General features: G+C 40.1%; 17 protein-coding genes and 1 riboswitch. Of the genes, 12 read left to right on the top strand and 5 right to left on the bottom strand.

What is annotated here, in order from left to right; genetic code table 11:
* Positions 1 to 216 precede the first annotated feature (216 nt).
* A complete protein-coding gene (locus L1271_RS08220; RefSeq protein ID WP_010604517.1) occupies positions 217 to 1,662 on the bottom strand; it encodes a glyceraldehyde-3-phosphate dehydrogenase in 1,446 nt (481 codons plus the stop codon).
* Positions 1,663 to 1,850: 188 nt separating this feature from the next.
* Between L1271_RS08220 and L1271_RS08225 the strand changes: the two genes are divergently transcribed.
* Positions 1,851 to 2,651, top strand: a complete 801-nt coding sequence (locus L1271_RS08225; RefSeq protein WP_095727874.1) for a DUF2989 domain-containing protein — start codon at positions 1,851 to 1,853, stop codon at positions 2,649 to 2,651.
* Positions 2,652 to 2,712: 61 nt separating this feature from the next.
* On the opposite strand, the gene L1271_RS08230 is transcribed toward L1271_RS08225, so the two are convergent.
* The 4 genes from L1271_RS08230 to nhaD all read right to left on the bottom strand — a co-directional run bounded on the left by L1271_RS08230 (position 2,713) and on the right by nhaD (position 7,769).
* Positions 2,713 to 4,038 (bottom strand): sodium-dependent transporter, encoded by a 1,326-nt coding sequence (locus L1271_RS08230; RefSeq protein ID WP_193521803.1) that lies wholly within the window; start codon positions 4,036 to 4,038, stop codon positions 2,713 to 2,715.
* A gap of 79 nt (positions 4,039 to 4,117) precedes the next feature.
* A complete protein-coding gene (locus L1271_RS08235; RefSeq protein WP_206472745.1) occupies positions 4,118 to 4,648 on the bottom strand; it encodes a DUF924 family protein in 531 nt (176 codons plus the stop codon).
* A 122-nt stretch (positions 4,649 to 4,770) separates the two neighbouring features.
* A complete protein-coding gene (gene lysC, locus L1271_RS08240; RefSeq protein WP_102056625.1) occupies positions 4,771 to 6,117 on the bottom strand; it encodes a lysine-sensitive aspartokinase 3 in 1,347 nt (448 codons plus the stop codon).
* An 88-nt stretch (positions 6,118 to 6,205) separates the two neighbouring features.
* Positions 6,206 to 6,376: riboswitch (Lysine riboswitch) on the bottom strand.
* Between the two features lie 145 nt (positions 6,377 to 6,521).
* Positions 6,522 to 7,769 (bottom strand): sodium:proton antiporter NhaD, encoded by a 1,248-nt coding sequence (nhaD, locus tag L1271_RS08245; protein ID WP_235367547.1) that lies wholly within the window; start codon positions 7,767 to 7,769, stop codon positions 6,522 to 6,524.
* Between the two features lie 156 nt (positions 7,770 to 7,925).
* On the opposite strand from nhaD, the gene L1271_RS08250 reads away from it, so the two are divergent.
* The 11 genes from L1271_RS08250 to L1271_RS08300 all read left to right on the top strand — a co-directional run bounded on the left by L1271_RS08250 (position 7,926) and on the right by L1271_RS08300 (position 22,139).
* Complete coding sequence (locus tag L1271_RS08250) at positions 7,926 to 9,170, top strand: hypothetical protein (RefSeq protein ID WP_010604512.1); 1,245 nt, start codon at positions 7,926 to 7,928, stop codon at positions 9,168 to 9,170.
* 4 nt (positions 9,171 to 9,174) lie between these two features.
* Positions 9,175 to 9,723 (top strand): condensin complex protein MksE, encoded by a 549-nt coding sequence (locus L1271_RS08255; RefSeq protein WP_235367548.1) that lies wholly within the window; start codon positions 9,175 to 9,177, stop codon positions 9,721 to 9,723.
* A complete protein-coding gene (locus tag L1271_RS08260; protein WP_235367549.1) occupies positions 9,720 to 12,497 on the top strand; it encodes an ATPase in 2,778 nt (925 codons plus the stop codon). Before L1271_RS08255 ends, L1271_RS08260 begins: the two co-directional genes overlap by 4 nt.
* A gap of 107 nt (positions 12,498 to 12,604) precedes the next feature.
* The gene (locus L1271_RS08265; RefSeq protein ID WP_235367550.1) at positions 12,605 to 13,156 is read left to right on the top strand and encodes a DUF4136 domain-containing protein; all 552 of its coding nucleotides are present in this window, start codon (positions 12,605 to 12,607) and stop codon (positions 13,154 to 13,156) included.
* Positions 13,157 to 13,556: 400 nt separating this feature from the next.
* Complete coding sequence (darA, locus tag L1271_RS08270; protein ID WP_235367551.1) at positions 13,557 to 13,733, top strand: darobactin family peptide antibiotic; 177 nt, start codon at positions 13,557 to 13,559, stop codon at positions 13,731 to 13,733.
* A 65-nt stretch (positions 13,734 to 13,798) separates the two neighbouring features.
* Positions 13,799 to 14,875, top strand: coding sequence for a hypothetical protein (locus L1271_RS08275; protein ID WP_235367552.1), 1,077 nt, complete (start codon positions 13,799 to 13,801; stop codon positions 14,873 to 14,875).
* Between the two features lies 1 nt (position 14,876).
* Positions 14,877 to 17,180 (top strand): darobactin export ABC transporter permease subunit, encoded by a 2,304-nt coding sequence (gene darB, locus L1271_RS08280; RefSeq protein WP_235367553.1) that lies wholly within the window; start codon positions 14,877 to 14,879, stop codon positions 17,178 to 17,180.
* A gap of 8 nt (positions 17,181 to 17,188) precedes the next feature.
* Positions 17,189 to 18,427: an HlyD family efflux transporter periplasmic adaptor subunit gene (locus L1271_RS08285; RefSeq protein ID WP_010604505.1), complete on the top strand. Its 1,239-nt coding sequence runs from the start codon at positions 17,189 to 17,191 to the stop codon at positions 18,425 to 18,427.
* Entirely contained in the window at positions 18,420 to 19,094 is a 675-nt protein-coding gene (locus L1271_RS08290) for an ABC transporter ATP-binding protein (RefSeq protein WP_102056618.1), read from the top strand. The genes L1271_RS08285 and L1271_RS08290 overlap by 8 nt, the downstream gene beginning before the upstream one ends.
* A gap of 12 nt (positions 19,095 to 19,106) precedes the next feature.
* A complete protein-coding gene (darE, locus tag L1271_RS08295; RefSeq protein WP_010604503.1) occupies positions 19,107 to 20,399 on the top strand; it encodes a darobactin maturation radical SAM/SPASM protein DarE in 1,293 nt (430 codons plus the stop codon).
* A 3-nt stretch (positions 20,400 to 20,402) separates the two neighbouring features.
* Complete coding sequence (locus tag L1271_RS08300; RefSeq protein ID WP_010604502.1) at positions 20,403 to 22,139, top strand: ABC transporter ATP-binding protein; 1,737 nt, start codon at positions 20,403 to 20,405, stop codon at positions 22,137 to 22,139.
* Position 22,140 lies beyond the last annotated feature (1 nt).

Here is a 22,140-nt window from a genome sequence, read left to right on the forward strand (position 1 = left end):
GTGTAAATACACTGTTACCATACTCAACTTTGCTTCAGTCTAGAACAATATTAAGCCTCAAAAAGAGGTAATACTGTGCCTGCCTTTGCACAAAGTTAAGGTGTAACTTTTTGTTAGCTAATTGTAGCTGACCTATCTTTGCAAGCCTACCACAACCAATTTGTTTCAAAAACTAAAAAAGCCAGCTGGTGCTGGCTTTTTATCGTAAATTTCGTGTTAGCGAGGTAGGCTCGGGAATTTTACTTCCGCCATGTCTTGCATTACACGTACAACCTGACAGCTGTAACCAAACTCGTTATCGTACCATACGTAAAGTACTACGCGGTCGCCATCAACGATGGTTGCTTTTGAGTCAACCACACCTGCATAACGGCTACCCACAAGGTCAGTAGACACGATTTCTGTTGATGCAGTGTAGTCAATCTGGTCACGTAGTTCAGAGTAAAGTGAGGACTCACGAAGGAATTCATTTAGCTCTTCAGCAGTTGTTTCTTTACCTAGGTTTAGGTTAAGAATTGCCATTGATACGTTTGGTGTTGGTACACGAATTGCGTTACCAGTTAGTTTACCAGCAAGCTCTGGAAGTGCTTTAGCAACCGCTTTCGCAGCACCAGTTGAAGTAATAACCATGTTCAATGCTGCACTACGACCACGACGCTCAGCTTTGTGGTAGTTGTCGATCAAGTTTTGGTCATTGGTGTAAGAGTGAACCGTTTCAACGTGACCATTCTTAATACCAAACTTGTCGTTAAGTGCTTTTAATACCGGTGTGATTGCGTTAGTTGTACAGCTTGCTGCAGACACAATCTTGTCTTCAGACTGAATGTCTGAGTTGTTAACACCATAAACGATGTTTTTGATGTCACCTTTAGCTGGCGCTGTAAGTAACACTTTAGACGCACCGATTGACTTAAGGTGCTTACCTAAGCCATCTTCGTCTTTCCACACACCTGTGTTATCTACGATAAGCGCGTTTTCAATACCGTATTTTGTGTAATCCACTTCTTCAGGTGAGTTTGCGTAGATAATCTGAATGTAGTTACCATTTGCTTTAATCGCACCTTTTTCATGGTCTACTGTGATTGAACCATTGAAAGGACCATGAATTGAGTCACGGCGCAATAAGCTTGCACGTTTCTCGAGATCACCATCGCGGCCACCGCGAACAACAATTGCACGAAGGCGTAAATCAGCGTGAGAGCCGCCACGTTCGATAAGTAGGCGTGCTAATAAACGGCCAATGCGACCAAAACCATAAAGAACGACGTCACGAGGTTCTGGACGTGCACCTTGGTTTAATAATTCTGCAAGTTCTGCATTTAAAAACTCTTCGATTGAGCGGCCTTCACCTGCATTTTTATAAATGTAGGCATAAGCTAGCTTACCAAGGTCAACACGACCTGGTGCTAATTCCATTTTGCTGATCACTTCTAAGAATGGAAAGCTTTCACGAAGACGTAGTTTACGCTCTTCAAAGCGTGCTACTGTTTTGTGTGCTTTGATAACATCAATGGTGCTTGCGCTCACAAGAGGACGACCGTATACAGAGATTTCAACGCCTTTGTTACGGTATAGACGACCGATTAGGGGTTGCATGCTTTCTGCATAATCTTGACGCTCTTGCCAGCTGTTTTGATATTCTTGCTCGTGAGATAAGGTCATTTTTTCTGCCTAATAAACAATTTTCTTTGAACGGATAGCCCGAATGGGCACGGCTATTCTAATTTAAACTGCCGTGATTCTCCACTGTTACCGAACAATTCATTGCGTTAAACTAGTAAACTATTAGCTCTACCCTGTTTATTCGGGCGTAACCCCCTATAATTATAAAAAATCATTGAGGTCAAACTATGGCGTTTAAAAAGTCGCTAGTCTTTGCAGCGTTACTACTTGCTGGTTGCGACGACACCCTAACTTTGAACCAAGTGTGTAGCGAAACGCCTGGTTTTTGTGAAGACTTAAATAAAGACAGTCACTGTAAAGACGAACGTGCGTCGCTAATTTACGCGCGCTACCACGAATACAAGTCTCCAACGGACGAAAACAAATATGACTTGTTGCAAAATTTAGAAAGCTACAACCAATGTGTTTCTCGCGCCGCCAAAATTGAGCACATCAAGTTAAAAGAAAAAACCACTTCACGAGTGGAAGGTCATCTCACCGCACTAAAAGAAATGACGCGTATTTACAATGAAACAAAAGGCAGTAACCACCCAGGCCTGCTCTATTATCATTGGTCTCGTAACAGTGATCGCACAGCAATGAACAAGCTACTGAATATGCAAGACGACCCTAGGGTCCAAAACGATCCCGAAATTCAGCTTTTCCTCGCAGAGTTTTATGCCAAAGTAGATGACGATAAAACCGTTGATATTCTCTACCGCGTATTAGAGCTGAATAAAAGAGGTCATACCCCTAACCCAGAAGTCTATTCATCTTTAGTCAGTATTTTCTACAAACACGAAAAGTATAAGCACGCATATACTTTTGCCCGAGTGGCCCAGCTTTCTGGGGTTGAAGATATTGATATTATTCCAGTAACAAACCAACTGGCTTCAATGGGCAAAGATTTAGCCAACTTAGATTCATTGGCGCAACGAACTTACGAGAGCATTCAAGCTGGGGAGTTTGTTTCCCCACGAGATTTTTGAGCTTAGTTATAAAAATCAAAACGGGAAGCCAATGCTTCCCGTTTTTGAGAATAAATGATCACTATTTTGCCAGTGCTACGTTAATAAACACTGCGGTCATCAAGACTGGACAAACAAATCTAACATACTGAGCAAACCAGTAATGTGCACCACGAGATTCTAAGTGAAGCTGATTACCACGCTTCCAAACCCAGCCAACAGTAATAAAGTAGAACAACCCCATCAATGGTAGCTGATATTGCGTGAATAGACTGATCACCAATTCGAACAACCAATCAAAGTTTAGAATAATCGTGCTCGATGCTAATAAGATAACTAACGTAACCAACCAAGTCGCTTGTTTACGTTGAAAGCCATGGTTTTCAACCAAGAAAGATACCGGAATTTCTGTTGAAGAAATGGTAGACGTTACCGACGCAATAGACATAAGCACAAAGAAAGTCAGGCTAACTAATAATCCCATTTCACCCATATTGGCAAATAGCTCGGGTAAAATGGCAAAAATCAACCGGCCTTCACCGATTAATTTGCCGTCTTGAAATACTTGAACACCATTTTGCTGCGCAACGAATATTGCAGGGATAATAAGTAAACCGGCCAAAAATGCGACACTGGTGTCTAGCATTGCAACACTAAACGTCAGCTTAGGTAGATTTTCATTCGGTTTTAAGTACGAGCCATAAATCATCATGCAGCCCACACCCAACGACAACGAAAAGAATGCCTGCCCCATCGCCGCAATGATCAAGTCAGGATCGCTAATTTTTGAAAAGTCCGGAACTAAATACGTTCTAAACCCTTCTGCTGCACCGTCTAATGTCGCCATATAGCCAATAAGGCAAAGCAGTAATACCAGTAACAACGGCATAAGTCTGCGTGACCAAGCTTCTATGCCTGATTTTACGCCTTTAAGAATAATGCTCGCAGTCAAAATTAACATTAGTGGCGTAAAGATAAAGTTTCTCAGCATCGAATCACCGCTAAGAAACTGATGTGCAGCATCTAGTTCAGCCATTTGCGCAAGAGGATCAAGTGCATGAGACAGCATCCACCCAGCCACGATGGAGTAAAAGCTGAGCATCACAATAGCACCAGCAAGGCCGATATACCCCGCCGCGGCTCCTATTTTCGGATTACCTTCACGCCAGGCTGTCTTAAGTGCTTTAACTGGGTTTGCTTGTGCCTGATGGCCTAAGTACAATTCTGTGTAAAGTGCAGGTAATGCGAGTAAGAAAATTACCGCAAAATAAACCAGTAAAAATGCACCGCCACCGTGGTTTGCGGCTTGTGTGGGAAATCCCCAAATATTACCAAGTCCAACAGCCGCACCAGCTGCTGCTAACACAAAGCCAAGTCGGCTTTGAAATCCATCGCGCGTATGAGCCATGTCTGTAATCAATCATTATTTTTGTAGACGGCCGATTATACGTACTTCCGCTAAAAATGCGAGAGGTTCGAGCCGTGCCTCAGAAACTCGAGTTGGGCGTCTCTAGAAAGTCCATTTCTTCTTCTGTTGAATCGCGATTGAGTATTTCATTTCGATGGGGATAACGGCCAAATCTATCGATAATTTTTTTATGCGCGACTTCAAAATCATAATTGGGCAGGTCGCGAAAATAATGATCTGCGGCACGATGGATGATGCGACTTTCGCTATGCATCATAGGTAGATATAAAAACATCAATTCAGTATCGTTGAGCTGGCGGTGGTAGCCCTTTTCGATGGCGTGTTGGGTGAGGCTTAGCGCCAATGCGTCACTGGCAAACGCCTCTGGAGTGTCTCTGAATATATTGCGTGAAAACTGATCTAAGATAATGATTTCGCACAGCGCGCCAAGTGGCGTTGCTCTCCAGCTCGAAAGCTCACCTTGGTGCGCCATTTGGTGCAAAATACCGAAGCGATTTTTTATGATGCGATCAAAGTCCGCAGACTTCTTCCACCAATCTGATTCAGTGCATTCAACAAACCAGAATTCGTAGACGTCTTTATAATTCATGATGGCACTCCTAGGGAAAAACAAACTTGATGGTCAGCAGACCCTAACCGTTATAAACAAAGTGCCATCCATTACTCAATAATGCAACTTTTTTATTAGTTCCTAAAAAACAATAAATTCACTTACGCAACCTCTAGTAATTTAGCATGAATTGACTGCACGACCTGATCTGACTCCTGCTGCTCAACTAAAAAGCACAGATTGTGCTTGCTCGCACCATGGCATATCAATCGAATATTAAACTCTGACAACACATCCATCAGGTTAAGTTGGCACTTCTTCAACTGGATCTCAGAACCTATCATGGCCACCAAAGTAAGATTATTTTCAACGGTCACATGACAAAACTCGCTAAGTTCATCCAAACAAGCTTGTTCTAGCTCTGGTCGAGAAGCATTCGGCGCATTATCCAGCGTAAGCGCAACACTAATTTCCGAAGTCGTTACCAAGTCAACTGATATATTGTAATTGCTTAAAATGGTGAAGATACGAGCCAAAAAGCCGCTAGCAAGAAGCATTTCAGGGCTCTTTAACGTCAATAGTATTTGGTTTTTGCGTTGTGTCACTGCGCGAATGCCTGCTTGCGCCGTTTTCTCTTTTTCAATCCAAGTGCCACCCGCTTGCGGATCACGGCTTGAACCAACAAATACTGAAATACCTTTACGACTCGCTGGCAATATCGTTGCGGGATGTAACACCTTAGCACCAAATGTCGCCATTTCTGCCGCTTCATCAAAACTCAAACGAGGAATAGGTCTAGCCTTTACACACAAACGCGGATCGGTACTGAAAATACCAACGACATCGGTCCAAATATGCACACTTGACGCGTCAATTGCCTCTGCTAACAATGCAGCACTATAGTCAGAACCGCCACGACCAAGCGTAGTCGTCTGGCCGTATTGGTCACTACCAATAAACCCTTGCGTCACCTGCACTGTGTCGCCAAGTAGCGCGACCAAATTGGTTTGCGCAGCTTCACGCGTAGCTGCAATATTCGGATTCGCTTTACCAAATTGATTATCTGTTTTAAGCACTTTACGCACATCAAAGCGCGACGCCTGAACCTGGTTATTACGTAGTATTTGGGTAAACAAATAAGAAGAAAAACGTTCGCCAAAGCTCAACATTTCATCGCATTGCTGTCTGCTAAGTGCAGGTAAACTCGCAAGGCTTTCAAATTCACTGAAAGTTTGCTTGTAACCCTCAGCAAGATCAGCATCCAAAGACACTTGGTCGATAATCGCTTGCTGTATGTTTTCAACCGCTGCAACAACCGCTTTGCGCCCGGCCTCATCTTCCTTTTGTTGGGTTAGCGTTACAAGGTGATTGGTTACGCCAGCACACGCACTCACAACGACCACTCGAACATTTGGGTTGTCACGAACAATGTGAGCACAACGAGACATAGCCTCAAAGTCAGCGACACTGGTACCGCCAAATTTGGCTACAACATACTGCGAATTCATTTTCTCTCCTCTCGACTGTTGGCACAGTCAAATTTTATAAGGAGAACTCGGCATGGGATTTCTAAAAAGACGAACGCTTGAAATGACCTTTGCCAGAAGCTCTCCACCAATACGGTGACAGTTCCGAGGATTCAGCCTCGTAAACCGAAGAATCGTTGCGACGAGCAACTTTTCTCCTCGGCGAATACTTCCCTCACTAGTGGTCATTGGTCTCGTCACCTCACACTAACTACCTAAGCATCGCGCCTCTTCTGTTTATTTTGCCTTTGTTAATCTGAATAAAAGCAAAATAAAAGCCCGCAATAAATGCGGGCGATGTGAGAAAATTATCTTTTAGCCGTCTAGGTGTCAAGTTATTTATGAAAAACTTATCCCAAAGCGCTAAAAAATTAAATCCATTGGTCTTAAATAAGCTGACCCGCGAAATACGCGCCACTATATCCAATGGTATATGCGATAAGCAGGTAGATACTCATTTTAAGATAGCTTGAGAAGGTTAACGCTTTAACCTTACTCATTGCAATGATCCCCGCTGCAGAACCAATGATAAGCATAGAGCCACCAACCCCAGTCGCATAAGTAAAGGTTAGCCATTGCGCTGGAGTCATCGTAATATCTGCTTTTAATAACGCCGCCGTCAATGGCACGTTATCTACCGCCGCACTCATTAAACCGACCAAGTAGTTTGCGTATTCCGGTGCAAGATGCAGATATAAATCGGTAAACTTAGACAGTACACCGACCTCTTTCAACGCGCCAACTAATAACAGCACACCCACAAAGAACAACAAGGTGTCGTATTCAATTTCACGGATATAGTCGATGATTTTCTTATTAACGTCTTTCTTGCGCATCAAGAATTGCGCCATTAAGAACATCAAAGACAAGCCAAATAAGAAAGTTAGCATCGGCGGTACATGGTATTGCACGCTTAAGAATAACGTAGCAAAAATGGTTGATAAGAAGATGAGCGCAATGGTGATATCGGTCTTTTCAATTCTGCGTAATTCTACCTTTTCAAAGGTAATTTTTTCATTCATACCAATAGAAAGCATGGCTGCTAACACAAATACACTCAACATCGACGGAATGATCAGCAATAAAAGGTCTGGGATCGTGACTTTATCGGCCAAAAATATCATCAAGGTGGTTACATCACCGGTGATCAATGATACCCCACCGGAGTTAACACTGAAGATAATTAACGTCGCATATTTTATTAACTTTTTCGGGTCAAGTTTCAAAGACATGACCACAGCTAATGAAATAAGCGTCGCAGTAATATTATCCGAGATGGATGAAAATATGAATGCAAAAGCACCGACCAAAAACATTAGCTTGCGTTCGCTAATATGGGTTGGCATGATCCGGTGAACAATATTTTGGATAAACCCTTTTGAGTTCAAGTAGGCGACAAACGTCATGGCAGCCATTAAAAACAGCCAAAGCGTCGCGATTTCCAAAATGTTATGGTCTAGCTCAATTTGTACAATTTCTGGGCTTTGACCATGAATTGGAGAGATAAAGGCGATAATCCAACATAAAGTACCAAAAAAAAGCGTTGTTTTGGCCTTGTTTACGTGAATAATATCTTCTATAACGATGAGTATAAAAGCGATGGCGATCAGGGTTAGAATAATGGGCGTGACCATAATGCGTAAACAACCTGTAATTAAATGTAACAAGGGGTGGGTTCGATTTCGGGGCGGATTCTAGCACCATCGCAGGCCCCATGCCACGTACAATAAACATTTTGTGACAAATTGATGAAGTGGTGATGAAACTTCTCTACTACACACTGGAAAGTTATGATCCCAGCAAAAAAATTATTAAATACGATAAATGAACACTGGAGCGTACTCGAGCTACTTTTTAAACGATTTAAGCTCGCAGATTTCAGTCTAAAAGATGTACAAAACATCCTAAAGCAGAAAAATCCTAGCTGGTCGAGTGAACGGATATATAAAGAAACCAATCGATTACTCCAACAAGAAATTATTATTCCTTTAGCTAAATCTTCACAGTTAGAAATCAACCGTGCAATCGCTGACTTCGCCAGCTTTCTCTTACAAGAAGAAAGCCTCGGTTTAGCGGAAGAGATCACGGTGCTGGTAAAAGACTTAGAAAGATTAGGTAATCGCATCGCACAAGCCGGTGAAGAGGCTGACTACTCTGAGCTACGCCGCTTTAGCCGCATTATGGACGAACGCGTTCGTAAAATTGTTAAGCTGTTCGAGCATAACGAAAGCGCTATCATGAACTTGGTTGAACAAGCAAAGTCTGACACCTCAACGCTGTCTCTTGGCATGAGGTATAAAGCCGTATTAGAAGCGTTTGACGAATATATCGAACCTATGTTGGAAATGGTCGATATTCATGGCCCTTTCCAACGCTGCTTCGATCAGATAGAGCTTCAGGTCAGTGAGCAAATTGACGAGATTGAACAATTAGGCCGTGGTGCTGCAGACAAACGCATGCTGGAGCAGCTCAGAACACGCATTTTAGATATGCACCTCATTGGTAGAGAAAGTTTAAGCCGCAGTGCCGATCTCCTCATGCCGTTACGTGAAGAGCTACGCCGCAATACACTCATTACGCGGCAAGCCTCTAAAGTCCTTGGACAAATTAGAAAGCGCGGTGTTGACCGTTTACTCTCACCAGTTCAACCAGAATTTGTGTCAGACATTCAACGTTTTAACCTTGGGCAAAAGCGTCACATGGTCGCATATATGGCAAGTCTAGTTGAATTTGAGCATGAAGAATATCAGCTGCCCGATCACGACGATGTGCCAGCTTATCAAAGCCCTAACATTCCAGATTACAACTCGGTAAAAACGAGATTTCAACAAACCGGTAAAAAGCGCCAGGCACTATTGGGCTTTTTAAGCGATAGCTACCCTGATCTTGAAGCAGACGAAATGCTGTTCCTTTATCAAAAACTGATCAACGAATCTGACTTGGCACTTAGCCAAGAGCAACAAAAGAGTAAGATCACTATCGCATCGCATACCTTCTCTTTATATCCATTTAGTGCCAAAGCAAAACAAGATTAGCATTATGACGACAATTAACTTAGACATGCTCAATGAACTCCAAGCCATTAATAAAAAACTGGTGAGCGGGTATCATATCAGTGAGCAAGACACAACCCTTTGGCAAGAGTTAGATCAGCAAATTGATAGCTATCAAGCGCTATTTTCAGCCTTAGGCCATGATTTACAGCACGATGCCCGTGGTTTTTATTATTTGGCAAGCGATGAAAGCACGCCAAATATGGGGAAAATTTCCCGTGCGATTGCCCTAACCATTTATATTTTGATTGAGCACTATGCCAACCAAGGTAAAGATCCGCTTCGCGTACTATTTGATGAAAGCTGCGATTTAGAGCTAATGCAAACCATAGTACAGCTCAATAAGCATCTTTTTGACCAGTTGGGGATTTTTTCGGGCTCAGATCTCAGAAAAGACGTGTTTTTACGTATGGTGAGATTGGGTCTAGCCCGTGAGGTTGAGCAAGGCTTTATGCTACTTGCACCGATTTATCGCTACATTGACGCGCTAATGGAAGTAAACGAAGAACAATATGATATTGAGGACGAGCTATGAGCGAGCAGTTGTACGGCCTAAGTAAACTCGCATTATTAAATACCGCCGGATACGCTAAGTGTGTCATTCCTCTGGATAAAAGTGCGTCTATCTGCGCCCCGAATAACACCGGTAAAAGCTCGGTGATCAATGCGCTACAGTTTCCACTTATCAACGATTTAAGACTGACTGAATGGGATGGCCACGATTTAGAAGAAACGCGTAAGTTCTACTTCTCTTCTGATCAATCCTATATTTTGCTTGAAGCCAACCTCCCCCACGGCGATGTGGTCATTGGTGTTGCGGGACTGGGTAAAATCGCCGGTTACGCGCATCAGTTTTTTTGCTATCAAGGCAAACTGAATCTTGATGATTACACCCAGGGTAAAAGTATCATCAAGTACACCAAGCTATTTAATCACTTACAGGAAAAACAACTTAAGCCTGTAGAGCTAAAAGCACAAGAACTTAATGCCCTGCTCACAGGTGGCGCTACACCATTTGATGGCGATATCAACCTGAAGATGATCCCACTGAATAATGTCCAAGATGCGCCTGTATATAAAGAAATATTCCGTCGTATTTTGAATCTGCACAAACTCGGTGCACAAGACGTAAAGCGCTTTATGCTCAAGGTGTTCGAACGCCATATGTCGAACTCGAAAGTCGATTTTTATGAAGTCTGGCGTCGCGCTTTTGATAAGGTTAACCGTGCGCGTCGTGAACTAAATGCGCTGGAGTCAATGCAAGAGCCAATTTCAGCCCTTGAGAAAATGCTTGAAAATGAGGCGGTATTAAAAGGTAAACTGGCGGCTTACGCACCGAAACTCGATTTAGCTTTGGTTGAATATGATAACTATCACAACGAGCAAATTGCAGAGCTGGCAACACAGCTAGAAGACATAGAAGCTGAAAAGCGCGAATTTGAGTCTAAGCAGCAGCTGTACGTCCAACAGTCTCGAGATATCGAGCGTAAACAAACCCAAATAGAACAATGGTTTACTGATTTCCACGCGTTAAAACGTGAATTTGAACTAACGAATCATGCAACGCTTAAAACCAATTTAACTCTGTTGAAAAAGGAATATGAGCAGCTTTCCTTCTCTATTAATAGTGCACAGGGGCAAAGTCTCCATACCCTTGATTTCCGCATCAACGAAACGCAAAAGCAGATTAAGAGTTTAAAACTGCAACTCAAGAACCTTGAGTTCAACCTGTTTACTCGTATGCGTGAAGATCTTTCTTTAAAAGAAGTGGAAGAGATCTCACGGATCTTGAATCCGGATTTGTTATCGTTTTCAACCACCTCTCAAGGTGAAATTGATATCACCGACGAAGATGCCTTTGGCGCATTTTTGGAGTCGCTATCTAAGTCAGTTCAAGGTGGTGAGCTTAAAGTACCTGGTGCTAACGTTAAGTTGAAAAAACTGAGTCCAGTACAAATGCAAAGCGGTGAGAACAAAGCCCAACTGCAAGCACAGCTGGAGTCACTACAACAGTCGCTTAACGACTTAAAGCAGCAGCGTGAAGTCGCCGCAAACGTCGCTGAAAAACAAAAAGAACGTGATGCTCTATATGATGAACTAATGGCTACCGAAGCGGCCATGAAACGCTTTGAGCAATATCAAACCATGTTGCAATCCGTCGATGCTCAGCAAGCACTAAAAGAGCAGCTAGAGATGGAACGTGAGCAAGTTGATGAATATTTACATGATATTCAGCGTAATGCCGGTTCGATTTCAGATCGCCGCTCTATCATTAAAAGCAAGCAAGACTTATTGGTACGCCAAGCCGACCGCTTAAAACAAGTAAAGTCAGAACGTATCGATCACACACTAGACCTATACTCGGGTAAACTGGCACCGTACGAAATCGAAATTAATCTTGATTTTGATAACCTGTCTGAAGTGACCCACCAGTTTAATAAAGACTGTAATGAGCTTAGAAACTTAGACGTTAATGTGCGTAATACCTACTTGCATATCTACAATGCTGGGATCACTAAGTTTGAAAACGAGTCAGACGTTACTATTAAGTATCAAAAGCTGATCAGCGCGTATCACAATCTCTATAACGAACGAGATGCCGTCGATAAACAAGCACGAGTGGCGCTCACTGAAGTGGCCGCAACCATTAAAGGACTGCGTCAAGACTTAGACCGCTTACGCCGAGAGATGAACAGCTTTAACAAAGGCATAAGCCAGCATCGGATCTCTAACTTGCAAGCGTTTAAGATTAATGTGATCCCTCGTAAAATGCTTATCGATAGCATAGACACCATTATCAGCACTTCAGATTTATACGAAAAAGGCGAAAGCTTAGACTTACTGAGCGAGCAGCCTAGCTCAGAAAAGTCCGTTAATGAGGCGAAAGATCACATCATCAAACTTGCAAGTGATAAAGCGGGATTGACGTTAACCGACCTCTTTGACATTCGCTTTGAAGTGGTCAACCGCGCGGGTGACATTGAACACTTCGATAAAATTGACTCGGCCGGCTCAAACGGTACACGGATCACCATCAAGCTTTTATGTGGCATGCTATTTATTCGCTATCTGTTATCTGATCAAGAACAAGCGATGTATCGTATCCCAATTTATATCGATGAAGCTGCGGATATCGACCCACAAAACCAAAAGGCCATTATCGAAACCGCACTAAGCTTTGGGTTTGTGCCAATTTTTGCATCGGTGAAACCACAGATCAGCTGTGACTACTTGGTGCCAATCCGCAGTGTTGCACAAGGTAGCCAAAACTGGGTGGATGAAAAAGACTGGATAGAAGTGGAACATTAATCCCAAGTTAATGTCTTAGATACAATTATTAAAGGGTGCTTGTCTCTACCATTTAACGCCTTAACACGTTAAGGTAGAGCAAATATCCGACTAAGGAGTAAAGACACATGTTTAAGAATATTGTTATCGCCACTTTGGTGCTGATGTTAGCGGCCTGCGCCAAAACCCCTGATTGGGATTATGATAAGTCTGTACAATTCGCTAACTACAAAACCTATGCTTGGTCACCTGAAGCGGACCTAAAAAATAATGGTCGTGAATACCAAGTCAATGACTTAATGGAAAAGCGGATCCGCAGTGCAATTCAAAACGAAATGAGCAAACAAGGTTTCACCCTCACCGATCCGCAATCGGCTGACTTACTGGTTAACTATCACGCATCAGTTGATACAAAAATTGAATCTGACTCACTTCACACCACGTATGGCGCGCGTTGGAATTACTGGGGTATTGGCTGGCAAACACAGACCACAACACGTGAATATGAAGTGGGCACGCTAGTACTCGATATGATAGACAAAGCGTCTAACCAGCTAGTTTGGCGTGGAGCAAAAGAAGGTCGCTTACGTAGCAATCAATCACCGGATCAAAGAACAGAGTCAATAAACAAAACCATCTCAGAACTATTGGCTAACTTCCCTCCCAAAGCACAGCATTAAGTTTTATAAGTGGAGTATGTATTACTCCACTTCTACATCTACATCTACATCTACATCTACATCTACATCTACATCTTCCAAAAATCTATCACCATAATGCAAACTCTAAAAATAGCCAAACAGCCCACCAACAAACCCATAAAGTTAACATAAATTCAACACAACTTCATTCTCAGCGTAAGCTTCGCCATACCCCAAGCTAGGCTCATCAAATAAAAAACCAATAAACAATTACAATCCAATGACTTACAAAAAATTAAGTTGAAGAAAATAAGTGCAAACCAACGTCACACTCTAACAAGTTAAAATAAAAAATTTGACACTGCATTATCATTTAATGTACAAATATTTCGAGGATGTGTCCTCAAGGTATAATTTAACTTTTAAGAAGGAATTAAAAATGATCGTTGAAGCACCAAAAAAAAAAATTTCTGTTGCAGAAAAACTAGATGCGTTAAAAGCTAGCTTTTCAGATCAAACACTAAATATTGCAAACGTTGACCAATCTCGTGTTGATAGCATTGCGATTGCTCCACCAATTACCGCTTGGAACTGGTCTAAGTCGTTCGAGAAGTAACCACCTTTTGGTTGATTAGCTGTTAAAGATGTGCAGTGTTAACAGCTTTATTTAGGACGAATGTTATGAATATTTTAACGAGCGAATTACCCAGTTGTCTGAAGTTTGAGAACGACTCCTTTGTTGAGATATTTACGCGATGTAAATTAACATTAATGATAGATATCATTGAGAAAGAGGTATTATCAAACAAACCGCTCTCAGAATTGTTTGATAAGCTCTCTGAAAGACTGTCAACTAATGATCTGTACCAGCTTTTAAAATTACCAAGATTTTGGAATACATTGATCGCATGCCGTGGTGATGAAAAATATCAATCAACGATAGAGAGATTACTAATTACAGAACTTTCTTTCTTGGAATTTAACCCTGACTATATTATCCAAAGTGATTTCATTGATGAAACCTCAGTCACTTGGAACTTACGCGGTAATCTTGGTTATCAAGCATCCTCAGATAAACTGTTTAAAAATCAAAATTTTCATCCCGACTCAAACATTCTTCTAGACTACTTTAGTGACCTAGCAAGAGGTGTCCAAAAAGATATTCCTTGGGACGATACGGGCATTACTCCAGAGCTTATTCAATGCTCGACTCCAAAAATTTACAATGCGCTAGATTACATAAAAGCGGTTTCAGATCCGTGCTACACAATTTTAAAAGAGAGCATTTGCTCAATAGCAATCCGGTTTGATAAGACAAAAAATCGCTTTAACTGTGCTTCAACTAATATTAGCAATGGCTTAATTGTCTTGATTAATCCTAATCTTAGTGAGGTGAGTGTTGAAACAATTGCCGATGCTATCGTTCATGAGATGACACATAATCTATTTGACCTAGCTGAATTGTATGAGCCGTGTCTACCAACAAAATTTCACTCTCGTATCATCAAATCGCCTTGGACAGGTAGAATGTTAGATCCAAATACCTATATTCAAGCCTGTTACACTTGGTATGGTTTGAAGAATTTCTGGCGAAAGGCGTATGCTTATGAGCCTTCAGATAATGCATATTATTATCTACAACAAGCATCTAGAGGCTTTTCATCATCAAGCTTTTTAGATGCTATCACTGATTCAAAGTTTGAAATAGAACAAAGACTATTCGACACGCTCAAAAATTTGCAGAGTTTAGGTAGTTAAGATGTCTAAACTATTGAGCGATGGAAAAGCACTTTCCGCTGTCACTGGGGTTTTATCTTTATCACTGGGCGCTGTCTTACTTGGATTGATGTTTATTTTTTTTCTAGCAGACAGCTCTATAAATTCTGGACTTTCCAGCGACATATATAAAATTGAAACCCAATTTAACCTACCATCCGGTGAAACCGTGGTAAGCTCTAAAGCTCCTGCTGCACTTATACCTGTATTAGAAAAAGATCAAGCTGTAAAAAGGGTAGGCAAAGTTTATCGTGAGAATATAACTATATTATATAATGATATAGAATTAAAAGGCACTGAAGTCTATGCATTAGATAAAACTGCACAACTCATGCTAAATCTAGGCTCTGAAGAGCTGGGTATAAGTGGAGCTTTCATCTCGTCCACGCTCGCTGAAAAGATAGCGGAAGATAATAGTAAAATAATTGGAAAAACAATAAAAATAAACAATACTGGTTTATATAGAATAGAGAAAGTAATAAAAATAGATGACACCTTATCAATCCAACCAGATGTGATTGTTAACTTCGATCATTTATATAATGGAAAAATAAAAGAAAGTTATACTGATTGGTATGACACTCATCTTCATCTATTTGTCGAACTGGTAAACAGAAATGACCTAGATCTAGAAAAAATCGTTAGTAGTAACGCACCGCAGATCCCTGGGGCACCTTTCACCCCAAGTTCATTTATTAACCTTTCAAAAAGAGCAGTTTCAGATCTTCATTATGATAGGAATCACCCTGACGCGCTTGGAATTACATTTTCAAAATCAAGCTTATATCTAATCTTTGGAATCTGCATATTTTCTTTCATTCTTGGAACCGTTGGATTTTTAAGCTCGATAATCTCAATAAAAATCTCTCAATTAGATCGTATAAAAACATTAACAAGCATTGGCGGTAGCGAAATACAGATTATCTTTATTTCTCTACTAGAAAACAAAAATTCTCTTATCATAGCCAATATCACATCAGCTATATTACTTTACCTTATCCTTCCACCTCTTTCCGGTGAGTTTGATATTTTATCTACGGTCAACACAGAGGAAAAGTTATTTACATTATCCTTGATAATAATAACAATTATATCCCTATACACTCTATCTAATGTGTTTGTTATTAAGAGAGTTCTATCGTATCAAAGCAATGAGTCCATCACCAAATCGACAGGACTAAAAACAATGTGGCTTACAAAAGTCACTGTGTTTCTTCAGATGTTAATCACTTCTATTGTAATTTTTATCGCAGTTAGCTTAACTTATGAACTGTTTACCGAAAAAAAGGCCGACTACGGCTACGATATCGCAAAAAGCCACTTTATAAAGCTAGATGGTGTTAATGATGTAAGTCCTATTACACTGAGAAATAAAATCAATGCCGAATATGGAGAAGTTTCTGCTGTAGCTAGCTGGCACCCATTTGATAAATCATCACACTTTGTCACGGTTTCCACAGCACAACAAAAAATAGATCAGAATATCACACCAATTAACTACTTTTATGCAGGTGAAGAATTTATAAAAGTATTTGGTCTAAATCCGCTAGACTTAGACAGTATCATTCACTCAAATTATGACCGCCATATAAATGGAAAGACAAGGGTTGTAGTAACTCAAGCATTCGCAAATTTATATGACAATATTCCTATCGAAAAGTTATCAATGCATAAATTTTATGCTGACTTAGGGAATGGCGTAGAAGAAATTGAAATAGTTAAAGTAGTTAGTGACTTTTTTTTAAGTAAGGTAAAACCATTTCATGATCCTATTATGATTGTCCTTAATGAAGAGAAAGCAACATCGGTATTACTTAACACTTCTAACCGAATTGTCGATCGTATAAGCATAAATAATAAATTAGATTTTAGCTCAAGCTATGCAGCACTTGAGTCAGAGTATTCAGACTTATCAAAAATCGCCAATTATTTACTTTGGGTTGTCGCTCTGAACATAGTTTTGATTTCCCTAAATACAATTGCCAACAGCTTAGTTGATGTAGAGCGTAATAGTTACACTCTAGATATAATGAAGCAACTAGGAGCTGGATTGAAAGATATCTTTTCTTACACCCTAAAAAACAATATTTATTTATATACTTTTTCTTCTTTAGTTGGAACTTGCATTGGTTATTATATTCTTAAAGAAAACCTTTTGATATCTGATAACTTCTCCTTTGGTTTTACGAGCTATATATTTTCTTCTATGGCCATCGCAGCCATCTTCATCAGCGTGATAATTCTTAGCTTTTTTGTTGTTAGCAAAAAGTATCTAGAGAGGCAGTAAAGATTTAAATGGACACTATAATAGAAAACCCTAAAGGTAAGCGTAAAAAGATAGTAGCGTTCTTCTTATTAATGACATTTATCTTTTTCTTTCTTTTATTCCACAGCAACAAGTCGATATCAAGTATACCATATGAAAAAGCAAAAATTATTGCCGTAACAAACTCTCATTCAGCAATTACATCTATAGGTACGATACGTCCGATGAAATCTATCAAGCTGTCCTCTGACATTGGCGGCAGAGTAAAAAGCTTTATCAATCGGCAACATACACTTGTAGAAAAGGGAGATGTTATTTTAGAGCTAGAAAACTATGACTACACATTAAAGTTGACAGAAAAAATGGCTCAAATATCAGAACAGATTAGTAATTTGGAAAATATGAGATTAAATTTGAGGCGTGAGCTTACCTCTTCAAAGCTGTCATTAGAAGATGCCCTTTATAACGTAGATGTACTTGAAAGAGAACTAGATCAAAAACTCAGGTTATTAGAAAAGAATCTTTCTCAAAAATCAGATGTAGAAGACATAAAAAGTAACCTGACTCGATGGAAAGAGAAACAAGGTGTTCTGACTAATTACTACCAATCACAACATAATCAAATTACACATCAGCTAAAGCAGATTGGTGAAACGGTGGAAATACTAAATAGTTTGCTACTCAAGCTTCAGGAGAGCGAGCAGCAGCTTCTTATTAGGGCCCCTATCACAGGCAACCTTGTTGGCTTTGATGTCGAGTCAGGACAACAGATATTGCCTAAAGAAGAATTTGCTTCCCTAGATATGGTGGGTGAATACTTAATTGAAGTAGAGTTAAATGAATTTTATCTAGAGCGAATCAATAAAGAAACAAGAGCTACAGCCAAGATAGACAATAAAAATATTAACTTAAAGATATTAAAAATATTCCCATTAATTAAGCAGGGAAAGTTCAAAATGAACCTTGAGATGCCAAATACCGATGAATGGCAAGGTAACATTAAAGTCGGCCAATCTGTCGAAATAGAACTTGCCAATAGCGATAAGAATATCCTACCTACACTTCCAGCCGAAGCAACGTTTCAAAAAGGTGATACCACATTCGTATATCTTCACTCGGATAAACAGAGTAAGGCTATTAGGACTCCTATCCTTATTAAGGAAAGGATTGGGGATCGAGTAGTGATTGATGCTCCTATGGTGTTAGGTAAAAGCGTCGTAATTTTAGATTGGAACAAAAAATATAAGGAGGAATTATACATTGAATAGCGTCATTCAACTTGAGTGCGTGTGTAAGCACTTCTATACAAATAAAATTAAAACTACTGCCTTAAATAAAGTATCTCTACAAGTTGATAAAGGTGAATTTATTGCCATTACAGGAAAGTCAGGTTCAGGAAAATCAACATTACTCAACGCAATTGGATTATTCTCGAATATTGACTCCGGTAGTTTACATTTAAATGGTTTTGATGTTTCAGCGATATCTCAAAAAAAGAAATTAAAGTACAGAAGAGAACATTTGGGGTATGTGTTCCAGTCTTTCAATTTAATCCCTGATCTATCAGTGTTGGATAATATTATGTTGCCACTCAAATTTAGGGGTGTGCCACACAAAGATAGACTAGGACTGGCAGAGCAAGAATTAGAGCGTATGGAATTAATTGCGAGGAAAGATCATTACCCTAGTCAATTATCTGGCGGTCAACAACAGCGGGTTGCGATTGCCCGAACAATGGCGTGCAAACCAAGTATTATTCTTGCGGATGAACCGACGGGAAATCTGGATGAAAAAACTGGCCAGCGGGTCTTAGATATACTGCTGGAAGTAAATGACACAAGCGCTTCTACAATCATAATGGTAACGCACAGCGCTGCTGCAGCAAGTGTTGCAGGTAGGCGAGTAAGTATGGTTGATGGTGAATTAGTTAATTAAGGAAAATAAATTATGCTCGGTGATATTTCTATTAAAGTTATTGATGCTGCAGAAAACAGTAAAGAAACCGTAGACATAGAAGTGAGTGATTATCAGTACTCTCGCTTAGCATCTCAACTTATTGGTGAGATCAAAGACTATGATATTTTAGACGATGAAGAATTAGCTCTTTTCAGAGAAGAAAAAGCAAGCGATTTCAAAGCAAAGCCACTAAAAGCAAGTAAAGTTGTAGTTGTACTCAAGGCTACACGTCTATGCAACTTACGCTGTACATATTGCCATTCGTGGGCAGAAGGACCGAATCAATCTATAAAATTCGAAAACCTCGTTTCAATTGTTAAACGAATATTAGCAATCCCAAATGTATCTCGAGTGGAGTTTGTTTGGCACGGTGGTGAAGTAACACTTCTTAGACCATTGTTCTTCAAAAAGTTGATTTGGTTACAAGAACAATTTAGACGCCCAGATCACTTCATCACCAATACTATGCAATCAAACGCAGTTAATATATCGGATGAGTGGCTCACTTTCTTAAAAGGCATTGGCATGTCCGTGGGAATTAGCTTTGATGGTGTACCTGAAATCAATGATACTCGGAGACTTGACGTCCGAGGAAGACCAACCAGCATTAAAGTTGCTGAAGGAATTCGACGGCTTAAGCATCATGGTATTGCCTACGGTGCTTTAATAGTCGTCGACAAAGATGTATACAACTTAGATCCTGAACGACTTTTAAGCTATTTACACTCGATTGAATTAAATGACATAGAATTTCTGAACATCGTCCCAGATAACCGAGCAAAGCCTGGTGATGATATCGGTAATGCCTACATTAGCTACAAAGAATACATTGAATTTTTAAGCTGCGTTTATCGTGTTTGGTACGGGCACTACAAAGACAAAGTTAGAATCAGAATGTTTGAAAATTTTATCGATGTTTTATCGGATAAAACTAAGCAACTTTCCGCTTGTTATTGGGCAGGAAATTGCTCTCAAGAAATAATCACTGTCGAACCAAACGGTGATGTTTCACCTTGTGATAAGTATGTTGGAGATATTGGCAGTATTTACGGCTCACTTCTAAATTCAGATCTAGCCACCCTGCTCGAAAAGTCAAATCATAATCAAGCATCTGTAAAAGAAGAAATTGACGCGACGGATCGTATGCGAGAGTGTGAATGGTTCTCAATTTGTAATGGTGGTTGTCCGCATGACAGAGTGATAAATGCTCGCCATGTCGAAGACTATAATGATAAATGTTGTGGAACTGGTAAATTACTTAGAGTTATCGAAGAGTCAATATAAAGAATGATATTTATCCCAGAAGGTATTGTTTTTCAAAAACTTAAAACTCTATGTGCGAAACAGCACTTTACGCTATTCATTGTGGCTGTACTTAATGTTTTAGTCGTCATCAGTTCATTTGGCATTGCCTATACTGTTGAGCTACTGTTTCAAGAGTCAGTCACGAGAGAACGTTTAAACTATTTTGTCTCATTTATCTTGCTTTTATTAATTACATTCGTGCTTTCGAATGGCTTGAGGCAAAAACTCGTATTTGATATTAAGGAGATGCTAAGCAATAAACTACTTAGCTTTGCGATGGGGAGAATGCTATATAAGCAACAAGAGTTATTTGATGTTACTTCCCCTTCCAAGCTTTATTCTAATATCGACTATGATGTTAAAGCTATAAATACCTACGTCCACTTTATTTTAAGCATTTTCTTTCAAGCTTCCGGCACTTTATTGTGTGGCCTAATTTATTTATTAGCCACCAGTTTGTATATGACTTTGCTTTCAATAGTCACCGTTCCGCTGGTTATTCTTATCATTTTTAAAGTAAGCCAGCGAGTTTCCGAGGCCAACGCCCATAAACGGGAAACCGTTGCTAATCTAAACTCGACAATCATTGAATCATTATCAGGTATACAATCAATAAAAATCCATAGAATGGAAGCCTTACTTGGAGAACAAATAGAATCGGGAGCGAGTCAAGTCTACAATGCAACTAAAAGACTTCATTCTTTAGAATCTATTGTATCTGGATTAATCATTTTGGGCAGTTTCTCTAGCGTGATCTTTGTTTTGTGGGTAGGCGGGTTAAATGTCATAGAAGGTTCAATGGCGTCGGGAGAATTAGTCGCGTTCATTATGGTATTATTACTGATGTCGTACTCCTTCGCCTCAATAAGTGACATAAACTCCGTTACAACGAAGGCTCGAAACGCAGTTAGCAGCTTAGATAGTTTACTAAATCAAGAGCCCGCTGAACGACTAGCTTCCGCCACCAAAGATACGTCAACACACAATAAAATTGAATTAACCGACCTGTCGTTTAAATATCAAAAGGCAGATTCTGAATCATTATGTGCTATAACGCATAAATTTAAAGAGCATAAAGTTTACTCTATTATCGGCCGATCAGGCTCCGGGAAAAGCACTTTAATAAAGCTAATTGCGGGTTTATATCAAAGCTATCTAGGTGAAATTCTCATTCATCAGAATCAAAAAAACTCACAATCGACTCACCAAAAGGTCACGATGGTCGAACAAGATCCTTTCTTTTTCAGTGGACCACTTTGGCAAAATATCACTCTACAACTCAGTTTTGATAATGTCGACGAGTTAAAGCTCAAGCGAGTGTCTCAGCTCTCAAACTTTGATGTCGTCATGCAAAGCAATGGCTTTACCTTTAATAGCGAAGTCACCTTGAATGCCGCAAATTTATCTGGTGGAGAAAAACAGAGACTTGCGATAGCAAGAGCGCTATATTCAGACAGTGATATACTCATTTTAGATGAAGCTACAAACTCTCTCGATCTCGCCACTGAATCCGGTCTTCATAGTCACTTAAAAGAAATAGCAAAAAATAAAACTGTACTAATAATCACACATAACCTAAATAGCATCTACCTTTCAGATCAGGTTATCGTAGTTGATAGCGGGCAGATCGTGGCTACTGATACGCCACAAAATATAATAAAGAATGAACACTTTAGAAAAATAAGCAAAAACCCCGAAACCTTACAAAAGGAGTGTTGAG

The organism is Pseudoalteromonas sp. OF5H-5, assembly GCF_021530695.1.
Classification (GTDB): domain Bacteria; phylum Pseudomonadota; class Gammaproteobacteria; order Enterobacterales; family Alteromonadaceae; genus Pseudoalteromonas.

Coding starts and splice junctions, on each gene's coding strand:
- L1271_RS08220 (WP_010604517.1), bottom strand. CDS start 1,662: ATGACCTTATCTCACGAGCAAGAATATCAAAACAGCTGGCAAGAGCGT.
- L1271_RS08225 (WP_095727874.1), top strand. CDS start 1,851: ATGGCGTTTAAAAAGTCGCTAGTCTTTGCAGCGTTACTACTTGCTGGT.
- L1271_RS08230 (WP_193521803.1), bottom strand. CDS start 4,038: ATGGCTCATACGCGCGATGGATTTCAAAGCCGACTTGGCTTTGTGTTA.
- L1271_RS08235 (WP_206472745.1), bottom strand. CDS start 4,648: ATGAATTATAAAGACGTCTACGAATTCTGGTTTGTTGAATGCACTGAA.
- lysC (WP_102056625.1), bottom strand. CDS start 6,117: ATGAATTCGCAGTATGTTGTAGCCAAATTTGGCGGTACCAGTGTCGCT.
- nhaD (WP_235367547.1), bottom strand. CDS start 7,769: ATGGTCACGCCCATTATTCTAACCCTGATCGCCATCGCTTTTATACTC.
- L1271_RS08250 (WP_010604512.1), top strand. CDS start 7,926: ATGATCCCAGCAAAAAAATTATTAAATACGATAAATGAACACTGGAGC.
- L1271_RS08255 (WP_235367548.1), top strand. CDS start 9,175: ATGACGACAATTAACTTAGACATGCTCAATGAACTCCAAGCCATTAAT.
- L1271_RS08260 (WP_235367549.1), top strand. CDS start 9,720: ATGAGCGAGCAGTTGTACGGCCTAAGTAAACTCGCATTATTAAATACC.
- L1271_RS08265 (WP_235367550.1), top strand. CDS start 12,605: ATGTTTAAGAATATTGTTATCGCCACTTTGGTGCTGATGTTAGCGGCC.
- darA (WP_235367551.1), top strand. CDS start 13,557: ATGATCGTTGAAGCACCAAAAAAAAAAATTTCTGTTGCAGAAAAACTA.
- L1271_RS08275 (WP_235367552.1), top strand. CDS start 13,799: ATGAATATTTTAACGAGCGAATTACCCAGTTGTCTGAAGTTTGAGAAC.
- darB (WP_235367553.1), top strand. CDS start 14,877: ATGTCTAAACTATTGAGCGATGGAAAAGCACTTTCCGCTGTCACTGGG.
- L1271_RS08285 (WP_010604505.1), top strand. CDS start 17,189: ATGGACACTATAATAGAAAACCCTAAAGGTAAGCGTAAAAAGATAGTA.
- darE (WP_010604503.1), top strand. CDS start 19,107: ATGCTCGGTGATATTTCTATTAAAGTTATTGATGCTGCAGAAAACAGT.
- L1271_RS08300 (WP_010604502.1), top strand. CDS start 20,403: ATGATATTTATCCCAGAAGGTATTGTTTTTCAAAAACTTAAAACTCTA.